At 58.0% G+C, this 20832-nt stretch carries 17 protein-coding genes and 1 other RNA gene; 8 read left to right on the forward strand and 10 right to left on the reverse strand.

The annotated features are described in order from the left end of the window. Positions 1-17: 17 nt before the first annotated feature. The 7 genes from gcvP to BJF97_RS24695 form a co-directional block, all read right to left on the reverse strand. Complete coding sequence (gene gcvP / locus BJF97_RS24665; RefSeq protein ID WP_032693813.1) at positions 18-2891, reverse strand: aminomethyl-transferring glycine dehydrogenase; 2874 nt, start codon at positions 2889-2891, stop codon at positions 18-20. A gap of 143 nt (positions 2892-3034) precedes the next feature. Continuing rightward, positions 3035-3424: a glycine cleavage system protein GcvH gene (gene gcvH / locus BJF97_RS24670; protein ID WP_004854088.1), complete on the reverse strand. Its 390-nt coding sequence runs from the start codon at positions 3422-3424 to the stop codon at positions 3035-3037. A 22-nt stretch (positions 3425-3446) separates the two neighbouring features. Next, positions 3447-4541, reverse strand: a complete 1095-nt coding sequence (gene gcvT, locus BJF97_RS24675) for a glycine cleavage system aminomethyltransferase GcvT (protein ID WP_009654955.1) — start codon at positions 4539-4541, stop codon at positions 3447-3449. A gap of 421 nt (positions 4542-4962) precedes the next feature. Next, a complete protein-coding gene (gene ubiI / locus BJF97_RS24680) occupies positions 4963-6165 on the reverse strand; it encodes an FAD-dependent 2-octaprenylphenol hydroxylase (RefSeq protein ID WP_004854091.1) in 1203 nt (400 codons plus the stop codon). 10 nt (positions 6166-6175) lie between these two features. Further along, a complete protein-coding gene (gene ubiH / locus BJF97_RS24685) occupies positions 6176-7354 on the reverse strand; it encodes a 2-octaprenyl-6-methoxyphenyl hydroxylase (RefSeq protein WP_032693814.1) in 1179 nt (392 codons plus the stop codon). Continuing rightward, complete coding sequence (gene pepP, locus BJF97_RS24690) at positions 7351-8667, reverse strand: Xaa-Pro aminopeptidase (RefSeq protein WP_014226807.1); 1317 nt, start codon at positions 8665-8667, stop codon at positions 7351-7353. Before pepP ends, ubiH begins: the two co-directional genes overlap by 4 nt. A 28-nt stretch (positions 8668-8695) precedes the next feature. Beyond that, entirely contained in the window at positions 8696-9274 is a 579-nt protein-coding gene (locus BJF97_RS24695) for a YecA/YgfB family protein (RefSeq protein WP_004133578.1), read from the reverse strand. Between the two features lie 165 nt (positions 9275-9439). On the opposite strand from BJF97_RS24695, the gene zapA reads away from it, so the two are divergent. The 3 genes from zapA to BJF97_RS24710 all read left to right on the forward strand — a co-directional run bounded on the left by zapA (position 9440) and on the right by BJF97_RS24710 (position 10693). After that, positions 9440-9769, forward strand: a complete 330-nt coding sequence (gene zapA / locus BJF97_RS24700; RefSeq protein WP_004105598.1) for a cell division protein ZapA — start codon at positions 9440-9442, stop codon at positions 9767-9769. A 41-nt stretch (positions 9770-9810) separates the two neighbouring features. Further along, positions 9811-9994, forward strand: a non-coding RNA gene (gene ssrS / locus BJF97_RS24705) — 6S RNA. Positions 9995-10096: 102 nt separating this feature from the next. Beyond that, a complete protein-coding gene (locus BJF97_RS24710; RefSeq protein ID WP_014226809.1) occupies positions 10097-10693 on the forward strand; it encodes a 5-formyltetrahydrofolate cyclo-ligase in 597 nt (198 codons plus the stop codon). 375 nt (positions 10694-11068) lie between these two features. On the opposite strand, the gene serA is transcribed toward BJF97_RS24710, so the two are convergent. Together serA and rpiA are read right to left on the reverse strand one after the other, a co-directional pair. After that, entirely contained in the window at positions 11069-12301 is a 1233-nt protein-coding gene (gene serA, locus BJF97_RS24715; RefSeq protein WP_004115297.1) for a phosphoglycerate dehydrogenase, read from the reverse strand. A gap of 269 nt (positions 12302-12570) precedes the next feature. Continuing rightward, positions 12571-13230 (reverse strand): ribose-5-phosphate isomerase RpiA, encoded by a 660-nt coding sequence (gene rpiA, locus BJF97_RS24720; protein WP_004125006.1) that lies wholly within the window; start codon positions 13228-13230, stop codon positions 12571-12573. 169 nt (positions 13231-13399) lie between these two features. On the opposite strand from rpiA, the gene argP reads away from it, so the two are divergent. The 5 genes from argP (at position 13400) to BJF97_RS24745 (ending at position 19911) form a co-directional block, all read left to right on the forward strand. Further along, on the forward strand, positions 13400-14293 hold the full coding sequence (argP, locus tag BJF97_RS24725; RefSeq protein ID WP_004105608.1) for a DNA-binding transcriptional regulator ArgP: 894 nt from the start codon (positions 13400-13402) through the stop codon (positions 14291-14293). 198 nt (positions 14294-14491) lie between these two features. Beyond that, entirely contained in the window at positions 14492-16636 is a 2145-nt protein-coding gene (gene scpA, locus BJF97_RS24730) for a methylmalonyl-CoA mutase (RefSeq protein WP_032693821.1), read from the forward strand. Further along, a complete protein-coding gene (gene meaB, locus BJF97_RS24735; protein WP_032693815.1) occupies positions 16629-17624 on the forward strand; it encodes a methylmalonyl Co-A mutase-associated GTPase MeaB in 996 nt (331 codons plus the stop codon). The genes scpA and meaB overlap by 8 nt, the downstream gene beginning before the upstream one ends. Positions 17625-17634: 10 nt before the next feature. Then, on the forward strand, positions 17635-18420 hold the full coding sequence (gene scpB, locus BJF97_RS24740; protein ID WP_032693816.1) for a methylmalonyl-CoA decarboxylase: 786 nt from the start codon (positions 17635-17637) through the stop codon (positions 18418-18420). Between the two features lie 24 nt (positions 18421-18444). Next, positions 18445-19911 carry a succinate CoA transferase gene (locus BJF97_RS24745; protein ID WP_071993376.1) on the forward strand — a complete coding sequence of 489 codons (1467 nt, stop codon included), beginning with the start codon at positions 18445-18447 and terminating at the stop codon, positions 19909-19911. On the opposite strand, the gene srsR is transcribed toward BJF97_RS24745, so the two are convergent. Further along, positions 19908-20804 carry a LysR family transcriptional regulator SrsR gene (gene srsR, locus BJF97_RS24750; RefSeq protein WP_014226814.1) on the reverse strand — a complete coding sequence of 299 codons (897 nt, stop codon included), beginning with the start codon at positions 20802-20804 and terminating at the stop codon, positions 19908-19910. The two genes, BJF97_RS24745 and srsR, sit on opposite strands and share 4 nt — an antisense overlap. Positions 20805-20832: the final 28 nt, after the last annotated feature.

Raw genomic sequence — 20832 nt, forward strand, 5'->3', positions numbered from 1 at the left:
ATAGTCTAATCAGCAAATTACTGGTATTCGCTCATCGGCACGCAGGAGCAGAACAGGTTACGGTCGCCGTAAACATCGTCCAGACGCTTAACGGTCGGCCAGTACTTGTTGTTCAGCCCCGCCGGGAAGACCGCCAGTTCACGGGTGTACGGATGGTTCCACTCGCTCACCAGTTCACCCTGAGTATGCGGCGCGTTCACCAGCGGGTTATCCTCCAGCGGCCATTCACCGCCTTTCACGCGGTCGATCTCGCCGCGAATCGCCAGCATCGCATCGATAAAGCGGTCCAGCTCCACTTTGCTTTCCGATTCGGTCGGTTCCACCATCAGCGTGCCGGCAACCGGGAAGGACATGGTCGGAGCGTGGAAACCAAAATCAATCAGTCGCTTGGCAATATCCAGCTCGCTGATGCCGGTCTCTTCTTTCAGCGGACGAATATCCAGAATACATTCGTGCGCCACGCGACCGTCGCGGCCGGTATACAGCACCGGGAACGCGTCTTTCAGCCGGGTAGCGATGTAGTTGGCGTTCAGAATCGCCATCTGGCTCGCCTGTTTCAGCCCCTCTGCGCCCATCATACGGATATACATCCAGCTGATCGGCAGAATGGAGGCGCTGCCGAACGGCGCGGCGGAAACCGCGCCCTGGCGGGTCAGCATGCCTTCAATTTGCACCACGCTGTGGCCCGGCACAAACGGCGCGAGGTGCGATTTCACGCCGATCGGCCCCATACCCGGGCCGCCGCCGCCGTGCGGAATGCAGAAGGTTTTATGCAGGTTGAGGTGCGAGACGTCCGCGCCGATAAAGCCCGGAGAGGTAATGCCGACCTGGGCGTTCATGTTCGCGCCGTCAAGGTAAACCTGGCCGCCAAACTGATGCACCACTTCGCACACTTCGCGAATAGTCTCTTCATAAACGCCGTGGGTGGACGGATAGGTGACCATAATGCAGGAGAGGTTCGCCGCATGCTGCTCGGCTTTCGCCCGCAGATCCGCCAGATCGATGTTGCCATTTTTATCGCAGGCGACCACCACCACCTGCATTCCCGCCATCTGCGCGGAAGCCGGGTTGGTGCCGTGCGCAGAGCTTGGGATCAGGCAGATATCGCGATGCCCTTCGTTGCGGCTCTCGTGGTAATGGCGAATCGCCAGCAGGCCCGCGTATTCGCCCTGCGCGCCGGAGTTCGGCTGCATGCAGACCGCATCATAGCCGGTCAGCTTAACCAGCCAGTCGGAGAGCTGGGCAATCATCTGATGATAGCCTTCGGCCTGGTCAACCGGGCAGAACGGATGCAGTTCGGCGAATTCCGGCCAGGTGATCGGGATCATCTCGGCGGCGGCATTCAGCTTCATGGTGCAGGAGCCCAGCGGGATCATCGCCTGATTCAGCGCCAGATCCTTACGCTCCAGCGCGTGCATATAGCGCATCATCTCGGTTTCGCTGTGGTAGCGGTTGAACACCGGATGAGTGAGGATCGCATCGTCACGCAGCATGCTGGCCGGGATCGAACGGCTGTCCAGGGCCACGTCTTTATCCAGCGTGTCGATATCCAGGCCGTGATCGTCGCCCACGATGGCGCGGAACAGGTTCAGGACGTCTTCGCGCGTGGTGGCTTCATCGAGCGTGATCCCGATGGCGTGATGAATATCGCTGCGCAGGTTGATCTGCAGCACTTCCGCCCGCGCCAGCACAGCGGCTTTATCGGCGACGTCCACGCACAGGGTATCGAAGTAGTGCGCATGGCGGAGCTTAAGGCCTTTTTTCTGCAGGCCGTCGGCGAGAATATCGGTCAGGCGATGAATACGGCTGGCGATACGCTTCAGCCCTGCCGGGCCGTGGAACACGGCGTACAGGCTGGCAATATTGGCCAGCAGCACCTGGGAGGTACAGATATTGGAGTTCGCTTTCTCGCGGCGAATATGCTGCTCGCGCGTCTGCATCGCCATGCGCAGCGCGGTATTACCCGCCGCATCTTTCGATACGCCGATAATACGGCCCGGCATGGAGCGTTTGAATTCATCTTTTGCGGCAAAAAACGCCGCGTGCGGGCCGCCGTAGCCCATCGGTACGCCGAAGCGCTGGGCGGAGCCAAACACAATGTCCGCGCCCTGCTTGCCGGGGGCAGTCAGCAGAACCAGGGCCATAAAATCGGCCGCGACGCTGACAATCACTTTGCGCGCTTTCAGGTCAGCTATCAGTTTGCTGTAATCGTGAACCTCGCCGGTGGTGCCTACCTGCTGCAGCAGCACGCCAAAGACGTCCTGATGGTCGAGCGCTTTTTCCGCATCATCGACAATCACATCGAAACCAAAGGTTTCCGCGCGGGTGCGCACCACGTCCAGCGTCTGCGGGTGAACGTCGGCGGCGACGAAGAAGCGGTTGGCGTTTTTCAGTTTGCTTACGCGTTTGGCCATTGCCATCGCTTCCGCAGCGGCGGTGGCTTCGTCGAGCAGCGAGGCTGAGGCAATATCGAGCCCGGTCAGGTCGAGGGTCACCTGCTGGAAATTCAGCAGTGATTCCAGGCGACCCTGGGAAACCTCCGGCTGATAAGGCGTATAGGCGGTATACCAGCCCGGATTTTCCAGCATGTTGCGCTGAATCACCGGCGGCAGCTGCACGGCGGTGTAGCCCATGCCAATGTACGACTTGAAGCGCTTGTTACGACCGGCGATCGCCTTCAGTTCCGCCAGCGCGGCGAATTCCGTGGTTGCTTCGCCCACCTGCGGCGGCGTTGCCAGCTGGATATCCTGCGGCACAATCTGGCCAATCAGGGCGTTAAGCGAATCGGCGCCAACGGTTTTCAGCATCTCCTGCTGCTGCCGGGCATCCGGGCCGATGTGACGTTCAATAAAGGCGTCACGGTTTTCAAGCTGGCCTAAAGTCTGGGTCATGAGCGATGGTTCCTGAACGTGCGGTGAATCGTGATTGTCTGACGGGTTTGCCCGGCGAGCACTGTCGCTAACCGGGCCAGAAGACGCAAATCATTCGCGTTGCAGGAAGCCAACGCCCCTGCAACGTGAAGGATGAAGCGTATTTATTCGTCTTCTAACAGAGCTTCATATGCGGTCGCATCCAGCAGCGCGGCAACCTGAGCTTCATCGCTGGCTTTGATTTTAAAGATCCAGCCGCCGGCGTACGGCTCGCTGTTGACCAGCTCAGGGGAGTCGTTCAGCTCTTCATTGACGGCAACGATTTCGCCGCTAATCGGCGCGTAGATATCGGAAGCGGCTTTGACGGATTCGGCAACCGCGCAGTCGGCGCCCGCTTCTACGGCGGCGCCCACTTCCGGCAGGTCAACGAAAACCATATCGCCAAGCAGCTCCTGCGCGTGCTCGGTGATACCGACGGTATAGGTGCCGTCCGCTTCTTTACGCAGCCATTCGTGTTCTTTGCTGTATTTCAGTTCTGCTGGTACGTTGCTCATCAATTCATCTCCAAATGGGAAATCACACCACGGCTTTGCCGTTGCGTACAAAAACGGGTTTCGTCACTTTGACCGGCATTTCGCGATTGCGAATCTGCACCACGGCGGTTTCACCGATGCCTTCCGGTACGCGCGCTAAGGCAATACTGTAGCCCAGCGTCGGGGAGAAGGTGCCGCTGGTGATAATGCCTTCTTTCTGATTGCCATCGGCATCGCTGAAGCGCACCGGCAGGCCGCCGCGCAGAACGCCTTTCTCGGTCATCACCAGGCCGACCAGCTGTTCGGTGCCTTTTTCACGCTGGAGTTCCAGCGCTTCACGCCCGATAAAATCACGGTCAGCCGGTTCCCAGGCAATGGTCCAGCCCATGTTAGCCGCCAGCGGAGAGACGCCTTCGTCCATCTCCTGGCCATAAAGATTCATGCCCGCTTCCAGGCGCAGCGTATCGCGCGCGCCAAGGCCGCACGGCTTAACGCCCGCGTCCAGCAGGCCGCGCCAGAAATCCACCGCCTGCTCGTTCGGCAGCGCGATTTCATAACCCGCTTCACCGGTATAGCCGGTAGTCGCAATAAACAGATCGCCCGCCTGCACGCCAAAGAACGGCTTCATGCCTTCCACGGCCTGGCGCTGCGCGTCGGTAAACAGCGTCGCCGCTTTCTCTTTCGCCTTTGGACCCTGTACGGCGATCAGGGAGAGATCGTCACGCACGGTTATCTCAAGACCATAGGATTCAGACTGTTGGGTGATCCAGGCGAGGTCTTTTTCACGGGTGGCGGAGTTAACAACGAGGCGGAAATAGTCTTCAGAAAGGAAATAAACAATCAGGTCATCAATGACGCCGCCGGAGGCGGTCAGCATGCCGCTATAGAGCGCTTTGCCCGGCACGGTGAGCTTCGCCACGTCGTTAGCCAGCAGATAGCGCAGGAACTCGCGGATTCGGCTGCCGTGAAAATCGACGATGGTCATGTGCGACACATCGAACATTCCGGCATCACCGCGCACCGCATGATGCTCATCGATCTGGGATCCGTAATGCAGCGGCATCATCCAGCCATGGAAATCCACCATGCGCGCGCCGCATAGCGTGTGTTGTTCAAACAACGGAGTCTGTTGAGCCATCTTTTCCTCATCGAATAAAACGGAACCAGCCACGATTTTTGGCGTTTTTGCGCCGCGAAAAACGCCGCCAGCATCGCTAAAGGACGCCGACGCAAACGTTCTCTTTGGCCTGAACTTACCACCGATATCCGCACTAAACCATAAGCCTGGTCAGGACATCACATTAGCTTATGACCAAAATCAGCCGCAGAGCCTACAGAGTTTTTATCTACAAAAAAGCGATTCAATCCGCACAAAACCAAACTAATTAGTTAAAAAAGCAGCGCATGATGATATTTTCTGCGAAATGACGAGCCTAATTTCTATAACAAAAAAAAGGTAACATTAATAAAACTAATGCGAAAAACGAGGTGAAATTAGATTATTTCAAATGAGAGGGGATAACCCGGCGCGGCGGCCGGGTGAGAGAAGTGTGACGTACTTAACGTAACCAGGCGGGCAGGTCGTTGAGCCCCATCGCTTGACGGATAAGCTGCGGCTTCACGCCGGGCAATGTATCCGCCAGCTTAAGACCGATATCGCGCAGCAGCTTCTTCGCCGGATTGTGGCCGGAGAACATGTCGCGAAAGCCCTGCATCCCCGCCAGCATCAGCGCAGCGCTATGTTTACGGCTGCGTTCATAGCGACGCAGATACAGATGCTGGCCGATATCCTTGCCCTGCGCGTGCAGGCGCTTCAGTTCGTCGATCAGCTCGGCGGCATCCATAAAGCCAAGATTGACGCCCTGCCCCGCCAGCGGATGAATGGTATGGGCGGCATCGCCGACCAGCGCCAGACGATGGGCAGCAAACTGACGCGCATAGCGGCCGGTGAGCGGGAAGACCTGGCGCTCGCTCTCCACGGCGCATAAGCCGAGGCGGTTATCGAAGGCAATATTCAGCGCCTGGTTAAAAGCGGCATCGTCCGCCTGCCGCATGCGCTCAGCCTCTTCGGGAGAGAGCGACCAGACAATCGAGCAAAGATGCGGATCGCTCAGCGGCAGAAACGCCAGAATCCCTTCGCCGTGGAACGCCTGACGCGCCACCGCTTCGTGCGGTTCTTCGGTGCGAATAGTGGCAACCAGCGCGTGATGGTGATAATCCCAGTAGGTCAGCGGGATATCGGCTTTATTGCGCAACCATGAATTGGCCCCATCGGCGCCAACCACCAGCCGGGCGGTTAACATCGTGCCGTCCTGCAGGCTAAGAAAGGCCTCGTTCTCCCCCCACGCAACCTGCTGCAGCTGCGCCGGAGCCAGCAGAGTGACGTCCGCGCAGCGCTGCGCTTTTTGCCACAGGGCGTGGTGAATCACGGCGTTTTCAATAATATGCCCAAGGTGGCTAAAGCCCATGCTCTGGTCATCAAAGCTGATGCGGCCAAAACTGTCTTTATCCCACACTTCCATACCGTGGTAGCAGCTGGCGCGCTGGGCGATAATATCCTGCCAGACGCCCAGTTTGCTCAGCAGCTTCTCGCTGGCGGCGTTAACCGCCGACACCCGCAGCGCCGGCGGCGCATCCGCGCTTAACGGCTGAGGCGCGGCCTGTTCCAGCACCGCAACGCGCAGCCCGCTGCCCTGCAAACCGCAGGCAACCGCCAGCCCCACCATTCCACCGCCAACAATAGCGACATCAACACTTTGCACGTTTCACTCCTTAACGGGGAACCCAACCGAGGGTACGCTGCGCCAGCGCATCGCGCGCCGGGGTAAATAATTCCATCGCCATCAGGCCGACGTTGCGCCCCACCACCAGCGGCGCCCAGCGATTGGCGAACAGATGCACCAGCCCATCGGTCACGCCGACGGTGGCGGCTTTATCTGCGGCGCGTCGGGTCTGATAGCGGCTCAGAAGCGGATAGCCGCCCGGATCCTCTCCTTCTGCCTGCGCCTGCGCCAGCATTTCCGCCAGGCTCATGACGTCGCGCAGACCGAGGTTAAATCCCTGCCCGGCAATAGGATGCAGCGTTTGCGCCGCGTTGCCGACCAGCGCCAGCCGATGCGCAACCGTGCGGCTGGCTCGGGTGAGCGAGAGCGGATACACGCTGCGCTTTCCGGCATGGACGATCCGGCCAAGACGCCAGCCGAATGCCTGCTGAAGCTCATGGCGGAAGCGTTCGTCCGACCAGCTCAGCACCTCTTCACGCCGCGACTGCGGATGACACCACACCAGCGAGCAGCGGCCCTGCGACATGGGCAGCATCGCCAGCGGGCCGTGTGGGGTAAAGCGTTCAAACGCGCGCCCGCTATGCGGCTGCGCGGTACTGACGTTGGCGATAATCGCCAGCTGTTCATAGGGTTCCTGCTGCCAGCTGATACCGCAGCGGGCCCCCAGCGTCGAGCGCGAGCCGTCGGCGGCGACCAGCAGTTTACCGCTGAGGGTTTCGCCGTTGTCCAGAACCAGGCTGACGCTCTCTTCGCTGCGGCTGACATTTTCCACCTTTGCCGGGCAGTGCAGCGTCACGCCCGGCGCCTTGCGCAGCTGCGCAAACAGGCGCTGGCCGACATCGTGCAGCTCGACCACCTGGCCCAGCGCCGCCAGCCCATACTCCTCAGCCTCGAGCGTCACAAACCCCACGTGGCCGCGATCGCTGACGTGAACGCGCTGAATGGCCGTGGCGCAGTCGGCTATCTCTTGCCAGATATCAACGCGAGCCAGCTGCTGGCAGGTGCCGGCAGCCAGAGCGATGGCGCGGGCGTCAAAGCCCGGATGCTGCGCGGAATCCGGCGCAGATGCTTCAACCAGATGCACCGGCAGCGTACCGCCGGTCAGGCGAGATATCGCTAGCGCCAGCGTCGCGCCGGTCATTCCTCCGCCGACGATCAGGACGCTCATAGCTGGCGCGCCGCCGCCATCAGCGCCTCGATATCGTCCGCTTTTTTCACTACGCCGGCGGTGAGGTTCTCATTACCGTCTTCGGTAATGACGATGTCGTCTTCAATACGAATGCCGATGCCGCGGTACTGGGCCGGCACGTCGGCATCCGTCGCAATATACAGCCCCGGTTCAACGGTCAGCACCATTCCCGGCTCAAGAATACGCGAGCGGTCGACGTCATAGCTGCCGACATCATGCACGTCGAGCCCCAGCCAGTGGCTCAGGCCATGCATAAAGAAAGGACGATGGGCGTTATTGGCAATCAGCTCATCAATTTCACCTTTCAGGATCCCCAGACGCACGAGGCCGGTAATCATAATCCGCACCACCTGCTGGTTAACCTCTTTAATTGAGGTACCCGGGCGATAGAGCTTCAGCGAGGTTTCCAGAGATTCAAGGACGATATCGTAAATCTCGCGCTGGGCCGGGCTAAATTTGCCGTTAACCGGGAAAGTTCGGGTGATATCGCCCGCGTAGCCGCGGTATTCGCAGCCTGCGTCAATCAGCACCAGATCGCCGTCGCGCAGCTCGCACTCATTTTCGGTGTAGTGCAGGATGCAGCCATTTTCGCCGCCGCCCACGATGGTGTTATAAGAAGGAAAGCGCGCGCCGTGACGGTTGAATTCGTGAAGGATCTCGCCTTCCAGATGATATTCGAACATCCCGGGACGGCATTTTTCCATAGCGCGGGTGTGGGCCAGCGCGGAGATCTCCCCTGCACGGCGCATGACCTCCAGCTCTTCTGCCGATTTAAACAGGCGCATCTCATGCACCATCGGCCGCCAGTCAATGACCGAGCCTGGCGCCTGCAGATTCTGCCGTACGCCTTTGCGCAGTTTTTCCAGCGCGTTAAACACGATGTCGTCGGCGTAGGCATATTCGCCCTGGGCAAAGTAGATAGCGTCGAGGCCGTTAAGGAGCTGGAACAGCTGCTGATTGATTTCACTAAATGCCAGCGCGCGATCGACGCCCAGCTTCGCGGGGGCAGCTTCCTGCCCGAGGCGGCGGCCAAACCAGATTTCAGCGGTCAGATCGCGCACGCGGTTAAACAACACGCTGTGGTTGTGCGTCTCATCGCTTTTAATCAATACCAACAGCGCTTCTGGCTCATTAAAGCCGGTGAAGTACCAAAAATCGCTGCTCTGCCGGTAGGGATATTCTGAATCTGCGCTGCGTACCGCTTCCGGCGCGGCGAAAATGAGCGCTGCGCTGCCCGGCTGCATCTGCGCCAGTAGAGCCTGGCGACGAGAGAGAAATTCCTGCTGAGTCATGACGCCCCCTGAACGATTTAATGAATGATTAGTGTAGCGTCGGCTTTTGAACTTCCGGCGCAGTGGGTTTCTGAAGAGAGAAGGTGTCGTGGCACAGCAGCGCAGCAACGCGTACGTATTCGATAATCTCCTCCAGAGACATCTCGAGCTCTTCCTGATCCTCGTCTTCGTCATACCCGAGCTGAGCAATATTGCGCAGATCGTCGATGGCTTCACCCGTTTCGTCTTTGACTTTATCCAGCTTAGGCTGCGTCACGCCCAGCCCAAGCAGAAAATGGTTCACCCAACCCGCGAGCGCATCGGCGCGATCGAACACGCTCACCTCGTCGCCATCCGGCAGGTAGAGCTGGAATAAGAAACCGTCATCCTCCAGCGAGTCGCTGGTGGCGGAATGCATGTTACGCAGCGCCTGCGCCAGCTCGTGACCAAAAGCCAGACCTTCGTTAGTCAGATCGTGCACCAACGGCTGCCAGCTGCTGTCTTTGTTGCCGCCGCACAGGATCCCGCTAATCAAACCGTGCATTTCGGCAGGGGTTAATCCTACCCCTTGTTGGTTCAGTAACTGGTCTACAGCGTTGTAGCCAGGCATTTCGTTCTGTATAGACATGCGCATTCGTCATCGTTGGGAGGAATATTCATGATATGCTACCACTTTGGACCCTGGTGAACCAGAATAGGGCTTGTATCTTAAAACCAGGGTAGCTATAGTGTCGCCCCTTCGCAGACCCTCCCAGGGCGTGAAGGCCGCGCAGTCAATCAGCAGGAAGGTGGCATGTCTGCACAACCCGTAGATCTCCAAATTTTTGGCCGTTCACTACGAGTGAATTGCCCGCCTGAACAAAGGGATGCCTTAAACCAGGCAGCTGACGACCTGAATCAGCGGTTGCAAGATTTAAAAGAACGCACTAGAGTCACAAATACTGAGCAGCTGGTCTTCATCGCCGCGTTGAACATCAGCTATGAGTTGACTCAGGAAAAAGCGAAAACCCGCGACTACGCCGCCAGCATGGAGCAGCGTATTCGGATGCTTCAGCAGACCATCGAACAAGCATTGCTTGAGCAAGGTCGCATAAGCGAAAGACCCGGGCAGAAGTTTGAATAACACTTTGCATTTAACTGTGTTAGAGTAATCGCAAGAACAAAATTTCTCTGAGATGTTTGCAAGCGGGCCAGTCCCCTGAGCCGATATTTCATACCACAAGAATGTGGCGCTCCACGGTTGGTGAGCATGCTCGGCCCGTCCGAGAAGCCTTAAAACTGTGACGACACATTCACCTTGAACCAAGGGTTCAAGGGTTACAGCCTGCGGCGGCATCTCGGAGATTCCCTTCTTTTTCGTTTCATCCCCCCCTAAGTTAATTTTCGGCTTTTGCCGCCGTGTATTAGACTACGCCTGTTGGTATCGTTTGCTCACCGATGAGACTCAGGTATGACCCTATTGTCAGATATCCCCTTTACCAGGCAGCAAATTCGTCAGCAGATCCGCCAGCGCCGACGCGCGTTAACGCCGGAGCAGCAAACCCAGTTCGCCCTCCATGCGGCGGACAGAATGATGGCGTATCCGCCGGTTCTGCTCGCGCAGACGGTCGCGGTATTTCTTTCGTTTGATGGCGAGCTGGATACGCGGCCGCTGATTGATCAGCTCTGGCGGGCAGGCAAACGGGTCTATCTCCCCGTGCTTCATCCGTTCAGCCCCGGCAATCTTCTGTTTCTGCACTACCACCCAAGCAGCGATCTGGTGGTGAATCGTCTGAACATCCGCGAACCGAAGCTCGACGTGCGCGATGTCCTCCCGCTTAGCCAGCTGGATGTACTGGTAACGCCGCTGGTCGCGTTTGATGCCGCCGGACAGCGCCTGGGTATGGGCGGCGGATTTTACGACCGGACGCTGCAAAACTGGCGGCAGCATCGCCTGCAGCCGGTCGGCTACGCGCATGATTGCCAGCAGGTCGACGCGCTGCCGACGGAGCAGTGGGATATCCCGCTGCCAGCGGTCATCACGCCGTCAAAAACCTGGCTCTGGTAAAACGCCCGAACAATTGACATTGCTGATTTTTTCACCTAAATTCCTGGGTAAAGGGTGAGGGAGGCGAACCTCCCTCCTGCATTCTCTCTTAATATGCTGGCCAGGCGATGATTAACAGGATAAGCAGCATGATGAAGAGTCTCATCATCGTCCCTTTCCTTTTAGAGCCCCTGCCTCTGTAGGGGCTTTCCCGTTTCAGCCCCACGCTGAGTCTTTATCGTAAATCCCTTTCTTTCAGGCACAACGACATCCGACGGTTTTAATCGCCGTTTGCGGCAAGCCTCGCTAAGCGTTTGGGTGGCGACGGGAAATTGCAGAAGGGTCTATCAGGAGAAAAGGGGCAGGTCGATGACCTGCCCGCTGGCATAAAAGGAGTTAGAACAGCAGACGGGCGCGGATGGTACCAGGAATAGCCTTCATCGCCTGCAGCGCGCTCTGCGCGACATCTTCTTCGGCTTCGATATCAATGACCACGTAGCCCATTTGCGGAGTGGTCTGCAGATACTGCGCCGCGATGTTAATGCCCTGCGCGGCGAAAATCTGGTTAATCGCGGTCAGAACGCCCGGACGGTTTTCATGGATATGCAGCAGACGGCGCCCGCCGTGCAGCGGCAGCGACACTTCCGGGAAGTTAACCGCGGAGAGCGTAGAACCGTTATCAGAGTATTTCGCCAGCTTGCCCGCCACTTCCAGACCGATGTTTTCCTGCGCTTCCTGAGTTGAGCCGCCAATGTGCGGGGTCAGGATAACGTTGTCGAACTCACAGAGCGGAGAGTTGAACGGATCGCTGTTGGTCGCCGGCTCGGTCGGGAAGACGTCGATCGCCGCGCCCGCCAGGTGCTTGCTCGCCAGCGCATCGCACAGCGCCGGGATATCCACCACGGTGCCGCGAGAGGCGTTGATCAGCAGCGCGCCGGGTTTCATCAGCGCCAGCTCTTCCGCGCCAATCATGTTCTTCGTGGAGGCGTTTTCCGGCACGTGCAGGCTCACCACATCGCTCATGTTCAACAAATCAGAAAGATGCTGGACCTGAGTCGCGTTACCTAACGGCAGCTTGCTTTCAATATCGTAGAAATAGACATGCATCCCCAGCGATTCGGCCAGAATACCCAGCTGCGTGCCGATATGACCATAGCCGATAATACCCAGCTTTTTGCCGCGCGCTTCAAAGCTGCCGACCGCCAGCTTGTTCCATACGCCGCGGTGCGCTTTGGCATTTGCCGCCGGTACGCCGCGGAGCATAAGCAGCAGTTCGCCGATCACCAGTTCAGCAACGGAACGGGTATTGGAGAACGGGGCGTTAAACACCGGGATACCGCGTTTCGCCGCCGCGTTTAAATCAACCTGATTGGTACCGATACAGAAGCAGCCAACCGCGACCAGCTTCTCCGCCGCCGCGAAGATCTCTTCAGTCAGATGAGTACGGGAACGCAGGCCGATGAAATGGGCATCACGGATGGACGCTTTCAGCTCTTCGCTATCCAGCGCGCCTTTATGAAATTCGATATTGGTGTAGCCCGCTGCGCGAAGGCTGTCCACCGCTTTTTGGTGCACACCTTCAACCAGCAGAAATTTAATCTTGTCTTTTTCCAGTGATACCTTAGCCATTTCCCCGTCCTGTTTTTGTCTTAACTGATGTCGTGCGGAACGAAAGTTCTTCTCAGCAACATATCAAAAAAAACTATTGCGGCAATATGAACGTTTGCGTCGGCAACCTGAAGAAATATCAATCAGCGGGAAATAGCAGGACAAAACACCAGAAAGTAAAAGAAAGGTAGATTGTTACTAAGACAAGGCGCGTAAATGTGACAGAAGTCACCAAAATAGGCCTGGAGAAAAAATATTTGCGAGGGAGCGATTCGCTCCCTCGGATCAGACTATTTAGTGATAGTTTTTACACCATCAGCGGTGCCAATCAGCGCGACGTCCGCACCGCGATTCGCAAACAGGCCGACGGTCACGACGCCCGGAATACCGTTAATGGTATTTTCCAGCGCAATAGCGTCCAGAATTTCCAGACCAAACACATCGAGGATCACGTTGCCGTTATCGGTCACGACGCCCTGACGATACTCCGGACGGCCGCCCAGCTTAACCAGCTGACGCGCCACGGCGCTGCGCGCCATCGGGATCACCTCCACCGGCAGCGGGAATTTACCCAGAATATCCACCTGCTTGGAAGCATCGGCGATACAGATAAATTTGTCGGCGACCGAAGCGATAATTTTCTCACGCGTCAGGGCTGCGCCACCGCCCTTGATCATCTGCATATGGCCGTTGATTTCATCTGCGCCGTCCACGTAAATACCAAGACGATCAACGCTGTTCAGATCAAAAACCGTAATACCGAGGCTTTTCAGTTTTTCAGTAGAGGCATCAGAGCTGGAAACCGCCCCTTCAATCTGCCCTTTCATGGTACCCAGCGCATCGATAAAGTGCGCCGCCGTCGAGCCCGTACCGACCCCAACGATGGTGCCCGGTTGTACATACTGCAGTGCCGCCCAGCCTACCGCTTTTTTCAGTTCATCTTGCGTCATGATTATGGTCCGAGATGTGAATTCCTGAGGCGCATTATAGAACATCAGGGGGGTCATTGTCCCTGCGACGGCGATCACACAACGCGGTCGCCAATTTTTCATCTTCATCAAAAACAAATTTATGTCATAGTGCGAGTTAACGAAAAGTATTAGGGGGCACGCCAGAGCAATGAAACGACCGGACTACAGAACACTACAGGCGCTGGACGCGGTAATCAGGGAACGAGGGTTTGAGCGCGCCGCGCAGAAGCTTTGTATTACGCAGTCCGCCGTCTCTCAGCGCATCAAACAGCTGGAAAACATGTTTGGACAACCGCTGCTGGTGCGAACCGTACCGCCGCGTCCCACCGAACAGGGGCAAAAGCTGCTGGCCCTGCTGCGTCAGGTCGAACTGCTGGAAGAGGAGTGGCTGGGCGATGAACAAACCGGCTCCACGCCGCTGCTGCTATCGCTGGCGGTCAACGCCGACAGCCTGGCCACCTGGCTGCTGCCCGCGCTCTCCAGCGTGCTTTCCGACTCCCCTATTCGGCTGAACCTGCAGGTGGAAGATGAGACCCGGACTCAGGAACGCCTGCGCCGCGGCGAAGTGGTCGGCGCGGTCAGTATTCAGCCGCAGGCGCTGCCCAGCTGCCTGGTCGATCAGCTCGGCGCCCTCGACTACCTGTTCGTCGCCTCGAAGGAGTTTGCCCAGCGCTATTTCCCCAACGGGGTGACCCGCTCGGCGCTGCTGAAAGCGCCGGTGGTGGCATTCGATCATCTCGATGATATGCACCAGGCCTTTTTGCAGCAGAACTTCGATTTGCCGCCGGGCAGCGTGCCCTGCCATATCGTGAACTCCTCGGAAGCCTTTGTGCAGCTGGCCCGTCAGGGAACAACCTGCTGTATGATCCCGCATCTGCAAATTGAGAGAGAGCTGAACAGCGGCGAACTGATTAACCTCACGCCGGGCCTGTTCCAGCGCCGGATGCTCTACTGGCACCGTTTTGCCCCGGAAAGCCGCATGATGCGCCGGGTGACCGATGCGCTGATCGATTACGGCCACAAGGTGTTGAGACAAGATTAACCCCCGCAAGCAGGCCGGCGCCGTCCGGCCTGTATGACCCACCTTCTCCTGTTCATATCTTTGAAATACATCACAAAATAAAACATTTCATGCGGCAAAAAACGACGCATCGATGGCTATTTTTTGCTGGCGACAGAGGCGATGAAAAAGCTCACCGTATTTGCAATATCCCATTTCATTGCGCATACGGAGCACAACATGTCAGAGTTACGGGAGTGGCAAACGCTCGCCAACAAAGAGCTCAGCCGGCGGGAAAAAACCGTCGATGCCCTGGTAAAACAGACGGCAGAGGGCATTGACGTTAAGCCGCTGTATACCGAAGCCGATCTTGATAATCTGGAAGTGACCGGCACCCTACCCGGCCTGCCGCCTTACGTTCGCGGCCCGCGCGCCACCATGTACACCGCACAGCCGTGGACCATCCGCCAGTACGCCGGTTTCTCTACCGCCAAAGAGTCCAACGCTTTCTATCACCGCAACCTCGCCGCCGGGCAGAAAGGGCTTTCCGTCGCCTTCGACCTCGCGACCCATCGGGGCTATGACTCCGATAACCCGCGCGTGGCGGGCGACGTGGGGAAAGCCGGCGTGGCGATCGATACCGTCGAAGACATGAAGATTTTATTCGATCGGATCCCGCTGGATAAGATGTCCGTATCGATGACCATGAACGGCGCCGTGCTGCCGATAATGGCGTTTTATATCGTCGCGGCGGAAGAACAAGGGGTTGCGCCTGAACAGCTCACCGGCACGATCCAGAACGATATTCTGAAAGAGTACCTGTGCCGGAATACCTATATTTACCCGCCAAAGCCCTCAATGCGCATTATCGCCGACATCATCGCCTGGTGTTCGGGCAACATGCCGCGCTTTAACACCATTAGCATCAGCGGCTACCACATGGGCGAAGCCGGAGCCAACTGCGTGCAGCAGGTGGCCTTTACCCTGGCTGACGGTATCGAATACATCAAGACCGCGCTCTCCGCCGGACTGAAAATCGATGACTTCGCTCCGCGCCTGTCGTTTTTCTTCGGCATCGGTATGGATCTGTTTATGAACGTCGCCATGCTGCGCGCCGCACGCTACCTGTGGAGCGAAGCGGTAAGCGGCTTCGGCGCTACCAATCCGAAATCCTTAGCCCTGCGCACCCACTGCCAGACCTCCGGCTGGAGCCTCACCGAGCAGGATCCGTATAACAACGTGATCCGCACCACTATCGAAGCGCTCGGCGCCACGCTCGGCGGCACCCAGTCGCTGCACACCAACGCTTTCGACGAGGCGCTTGGCCTGCCCACCGACTTTTCCGCCCGTATCGCGCGTAATACGCAAATCATCATCCAGGAGGAGTCAGAGATCTGCCGCACCGTAGACCCGCTGGCCGGATCGTACTACCTCGAATCGCTGACCGATCGGATCGTCAAGCAGGCGCGGGCCATTATGCAGCAGATCGACGACGCGGGCGGAATGGCAAAGGCGATCGAGGCCGGACTGCCGAAACGGATGATCGAAGAGGCCTCCGCCCGCGAACAATCGCTGATCGACCAGGGCAAGCGCGTCATCGTCGGCGTCAATAAGTACAAGCTGGAAAAAGAAGATGAAACGGCGGTACTGGAGATCGACAACGTCAAGGTGCGCAACGAACAGATCGCCTCGCTGAAAAAAATTCGCGCCAGTCGGGACGACGTGACGGTAAAAGCCGCGCTGAACGCCCTCACCCACGCCGCGCAGCATGGTGAAAACCTGCTGGCCGCCGCCATCAACGCCGCCCGCGTTCGCGCCACGCTGGGCGAAATTTCCGACGCGCTGGAGGCGGCGTTTGACCGCTACCTGGTACCCAGCCAGTGCGTCACCGGCGTGATTGCGCAAAGCTACCACCAGTCAGACAAAGCCGCCGGCGAGTTCGACGCTATTGTTGCGCAAACCGAAAAATTCTTCGCGGAACGCGGCCGCCGCCCGCGCATTCTGATCGCCAAAATGGGTCAGGACGGCCACGATCGCGGGGCCAAAGTGATCGCCAGCGCCTATTCCGATCTCGGCTTCGACGTTGACCTGAGCCCGATGTTTTCCACGCCAGAAGAGATCGCCCGCCTGGCGGTGGAAAACGACGTGCACGTGGTGGGCGCCTCCTCGCTGGCGGCAGGCCACAAAACGCTGATCCCCGAGCTGGTCGATGCGCTGAAAAAATGGGGGCGGGAAGATATCTGCGTCATCGCCGGCGGCGTCATCCCGCCGCAGGATTACGCCTTCCTGCAGGCGCGCGGCGTGGCCGCCATTTACGGCCCCGGTACGCCGATGCTGGAGAGCGTACGCGACGTCCTGATGAGGATTAGCCAATATCATGATTAACCACGCCACGCTGACGGACGCCGTGCGGCGACTACGCCTGGGCGAGCGGGCCACGCTCGCCCAGGCCATGACGCTGGTGGAGAGCCAGCATCCCCGCCACCAGGCGCTAAGCGCACAGCTGCTGGATGCCATTATGCCCTTCACCGGCAACGCCCTGCGCCTCGGCGTCACCGGCACGCCGGGGGCCGGAAAAAGCACTTTTCTGGAAGCTTTCGGCATGCTGCTGATTCGCCACGGCCTGCGGGTCGCGGTGATAGCGGTCGATCCGAGCAGCCCGGTCAGCGGCGGCAGCATTCTTGGCGACAAGACGCGCATGATCGACCTGGCGCGATCGGACTCGGCATTTATCCGCCCGGTGCCCTCCAGCGGCCATCTGGGCGGCACCAGCCTGCGCGCGCGGGAGCTGATACTGCTGTGCGAAGCGGCGGGCTATGACGCGGTAATTGTCGAAACCGTCGGCGTCGGCCAGTCGGAAACGGAGGTCTCCCGGCTGGTGGACTGCTTTATCTCGCTGCAGATCGCCGGCGGCGGTGACGATCTGCAGGGCATTAAGAAGGGGATTATGGAGATGGCGGATATCGTGGTTATCAATAAAGATGATGGCGAGAACCGCGCCAGCGTGGCAATCACCCGTCATATGTATGAATCCGCCCTGCATATTCTGCGCCGCAAGCACGCCGCGTGGCAGCCGCGCGTTTTGAGCTGTAGCGCGCTGGAGCAGCGCGGCATCGAAGCCGTCTGGCTCGCAATTCTTGACTTCAAAACCACCCTCACCGACAGCGGCGAGCTGGAAAAACTGCGCCAGCGCCAGGCGCTGGAGTGGCTGCAAAAGCAGGCCGAAACCGAGGCGCTGCACCTGCTGTTTGCCCGAACCGACTTTGCACGCTACTTCCAGCAAACGCTACAGGCGGTGAAAAACAACGGCCTCTCGCCGCGCACCGGCCTGCGGCAGATTAGCGAATTCCTCCAGAATCATTACTTTGCGTAAAAGGATATTTATGTCTTATCAATATGTTAATGTCGAAATTATCCGCAAGGTTGCGGTGATTGAGTTCAACTATAGCCGCAAGCTCAACGCCTTAAGCAAGGTGTTTATCGACGATCTGATGCAGGCGCTGAGCGACCTCAACCGGCCGGAAATTCGCTGCGTCATTTTACGCGCGCCCGGGGGAGCAAAGGTTTTCTCCGCCGGCCATGACATCCACGAATTGCCCGGCGGGCGCCGCGATCCGCTCTCGTATGACGATCCGCTGCGTCAGATCACCCGTATGATCCAAAAGTATCCGAAACCGGTGATCTCCATGGTCGAAGGCAGCGTCTGGGGCGGCGCGTTTGAGATGATCATGAGCTCCGATCTGATCATCGCCGCCAGCACGTCAACGTTCTCTATGACGCCGGTGAATCTCGGCGTGCCCTACAACCTGGTCGGCATCCACAATCTGACCCGCGACGCCGGCTTTCATATCGTGAAAGAGCTGATTTTCACCGCCCTGCCGATTACCGCCCAGCGCGCGCTGGCGGTCGGTATTCTCAATCACGTGGTGGACGCCAACGAACTGGAAGATTTTACCTTGCAGATGGCGCACCACATCTCCGAGAAAGCGCCGCTGGCGATCGCGGTCATTAAGGAAGAGCTGCGCGTGCTTGGCGAAGCCCACACCATGAATTCCGATGAGTTCGAACGCATTCAGGGAATGCGTCGCGCCGTCTACGACAGCGTGGATTATCAGGAAGGCATGAGCGCGTTTATGGAAAAGCGTAAACCTGAGTTCGTCGGCCATTAATCACGCCGGATTAAGGAGTATAAAATGAAACGGATGAGCGCCGATGAAGCGGCGGAGATTATCCAGCACGACCAGATGGTGGCGTTCAGCGGATTCACGCCCGCCGGTTCGCCTAAAGCGCTGCCCGCGGCCATCGCTCGCCGCGCTGATGAATTACATCGGGCGCAGAAGCCTTTTCAGATCCGCTTGCTGACCGGCGCCTCCATCAGCGCCGCCGCCGATGATGCGCTATCGGCAGCCGATGCCGTCTCGTGGCGCGCGCCGTATCAGACCGCCTCCGGACTGCGGCAAAAAATCAACCAGGGGCAGGTGAAGTTTGTCGATCTGCACCTGAGCGAAGTGGCGCAAATGGTCAACTATGGGTTCTTTGGCGAGATTGATGTCGCGGTGATCGAAGCTTCGGCTATCGCGCCGGACGGACGGGTCTGGCTCACCAGCGGTATCGGCAACGCGCCAACCTGGCTGCTGCGGGCGAAGAAAGTGATCATTGAGCTGAATCACTATCACAGCCCGCGGGTTGCCGAGCTGGCCGATATCGTGATCCCCGGCGCCCCGGCGCGGCGCAACAGCATCGCCATCTTTCATGCGATGGATCGCGTGGGCAGCCGGTACGTGCAAATCGATCCAAAAAAGATTGTCGCTGTGGTGGAGACCGAGCTGCCCGACGCCGGAAACGTTCTGGATAACAATAATCCGGTTTGTCAGAAAATTGCCGATAACGTGGTCACCTTTCTACTGGAAGAGATGGCTCGCGGACGCATCCCGCCTGAATTTCTGCCGCTGCAAAGCGGCGTGGGCAATATCAACAACGCGGTCATGGCGCGGCTGGGCGAAAATCCGGATATCCCCGCTTTTATGATGTACTCGGAAGTTTTACAGGAGTCGGTGGTTCATCTGCTGGAAACGGGGAAAATCACCGGCGTCAGCGCCTCCAGCCTGACGATATCCGCTGGTTCGTTGCGCAAGATTTACGACAATATGGATTTCTTCGCCAGCCGTATTGTCCTGCGCCCGCAGGAAATCTCCAATCATCCGGAAATTATCCGCCGTCTGGGGGTTATCGCCCTCAACGTGGGGCTGGAGTTTGATATCTACGGTCACGCCAACTCGACGCACGTAGCCGGGGTGAATCTGATGAACGGCATCGGCGGTAGCGGCGATTTTGAACGCAACGCCTGGCTCTCTATCTTTATGGCGCCGTCCATCGCCAAGGACGGGAAGATCTCCACCATCGTGCCGATGTGCAGCCATGTCGATCACAGCGAGCACAGCGTGAAGGCGATCGTTACCGAGCAGGGTATCGCCGATCTGCGCGGGCTATCGCCGCTGCAGCGCGCCCGCGCCATCATTGATAACTGCGCGCATCCGCTCTACCGGGACTATTTACATCGCTATCTGGAGAGCGCTCCCGGCGGACATATTCACCACGACCTCGCCCACGCCTTCGACCTGCATCGTAATCTGCTTGAGCACGGTTCAATGCTCGGCTAGCCCTCCGCGCCGTCGCGATCTTCAGTAATGTGCTGAAGCATCGTGGCGGTATAGCGATGATTTTTCAGCGAATAGAGATACTCCTGCATATACATCGCGCTGCCGGGCGCGTCGAAGTACTTCAGCTTCGCCGGATTCACCAGACGCCAGGCGAAGTAAGGGATAACCGTCAAAAACTGCCCGCGCTCTACGGCGCTAATTTTGGCCATAAAGCTGTAGGGGCGATAGATAATCGTCGGGTTGATCCCGCTGGGGCGCATATACGCGTCCAGCATCGCCTCAAAATTGGCCCGATTCTGGAAACGCATCTGCAGCCAGGGCAGCTCACGTAACAGATCCTGCGGCGGCTTATCTTCATAACGGCGGGAAACCAGAAACCCCAGACGCAGCGGCGCCAGTTCGCTAATGGTCAAATTTTCCAGCTCCTGCACGCGGGGCGAAACATGCTGCGGCGAGATAATAAAATCCAGCTGGCGATCGAACAGGTTATCAATCACGCCATTCTCGCTGAACTCCACGGCCTGGGTGGTTACGCCATCGTATTTATCGCCCAGGCTGATGAGCTGATCGAAAATAATCGTTGGATAGGTATTGTCGATGCCGATAACGATGTTGCGCGAGCGGTGCGCGGAATAGTGAATTTCGTTATCGATGGCCGATAAGCGCTGATAAATGGGAAACAGCTTCTGATAGAGCTCCTGCCCCGCTTTATTGAGGCTGATGCTGTTATCTTTACGGGTAAATAGCGTATAGCCGATCTGATCCTCCAGCGCAGCGATGCTTTTGCCGAAGGGAGACGCGGTCATATGAATTTTTTCCGCCGCTCTGGCAATATTATTGGTCTGCGCCAACAGAATGAAATTGCGCATCTTTTTCGAAATAAAGATATCCATGCTCACCTCATCGTAGAACAGGGATATA

Source organism: Klebsiella sp. LTGPAF-6F (assembly GCF_001753185.1).
Lineage (GTDB): Bacteria > Pseudomonadota > Gammaproteobacteria > Enterobacterales > Enterobacteriaceae > Klebsiella > Klebsiella michiganensis.

Coding starts and splice junctions, on each gene's coding strand:
- srsR (WP_014226814.1), bottom strand. CDS start 20,804: ATGGATATCTTTATTTCGAAAAAGATGCGCAATTTCATTCTGTTGGCG.
- rpiA (WP_004125006.1), bottom strand. CDS start 13,230: ATGACGCAAGATGAACTGAAAAAAGCGGTAGGCTGGGCGGCACTGCAG.
- scpA (WP_032693821.1), top strand. CDS start 14,492: ATGTCAGAGTTACGGGAGTGGCAAACGCTCGCCAACAAAGAGCTCAGC.
- scpB (WP_032693816.1), top strand. CDS start 17,635: ATGTCTTATCAATATGTTAATGTCGAAATTATCCGCAAGGTTGCGGTG.
- gcvP (WP_032693813.1), bottom strand. CDS start 2,891: ATGACCCAGACTTTAGGCCAGCTTGAAAACCGTGACGCCTTTATTGAA.
- argP (WP_004105608.1), top strand. CDS start 13,400: ATGAAACGACCGGACTACAGAACACTACAGGCGCTGGACGCGGTAATC.
- gcvT (WP_009654955.1), bottom strand. CDS start 4,541: ATGGCTCAACAGACTCCGTTGTTTGAACAACACACGCTATGCGGCGCG.
- BJF97_RS24745 (WP_071993376.1), top strand. CDS start 18,445: ATGAAACGGATGAGCGCCGATGAAGCGGCGGAGATTATCCAGCACGAC.
- BJF97_RS24695 (WP_004133578.1), bottom strand. CDS start 9,274: ATGTCTATACAGAACGAAATGCCTGGCTACAACGCTGTAGACCAGTTA.
- serA (WP_004115297.1), bottom strand. CDS start 12,301: ATGGCTAAGGTATCACTGGAAAAAGACAAGATTAAATTTCTGCTGGTT.
- BJF97_RS24710 (WP_014226809.1), top strand. CDS start 10,097: ATGACCCTATTGTCAGATATCCCCTTTACCAGGCAGCAAATTCGTCAG.
- meaB (WP_032693815.1), top strand. CDS start 16,629: ATGATTAACCACGCCACGCTGACGGACGCCGTGCGGCGACTACGCCTG.
- pepP (WP_014226807.1), bottom strand. CDS start 8,667: ATGACTCAGCAGGAATTTCTCTCTCGTCGCCAGGCTCTACTGGCGCAG.
- zapA (WP_004105598.1), top strand. CDS start 9,440: ATGTCTGCACAACCCGTAGATCTCCAAATTTTTGGCCGTTCACTACGA.
- gcvH (WP_004854088.1), bottom strand. CDS start 3,424: ATGAGCAACGTACCAGCAGAACTGAAATACAGCAAAGAACACGAATGG.
- ubiH (WP_032693814.1), bottom strand. CDS start 7,354: ATGAGCGTCCTGATCGTCGGCGGAGGAATGACCGGCGCGACGCTGGCG.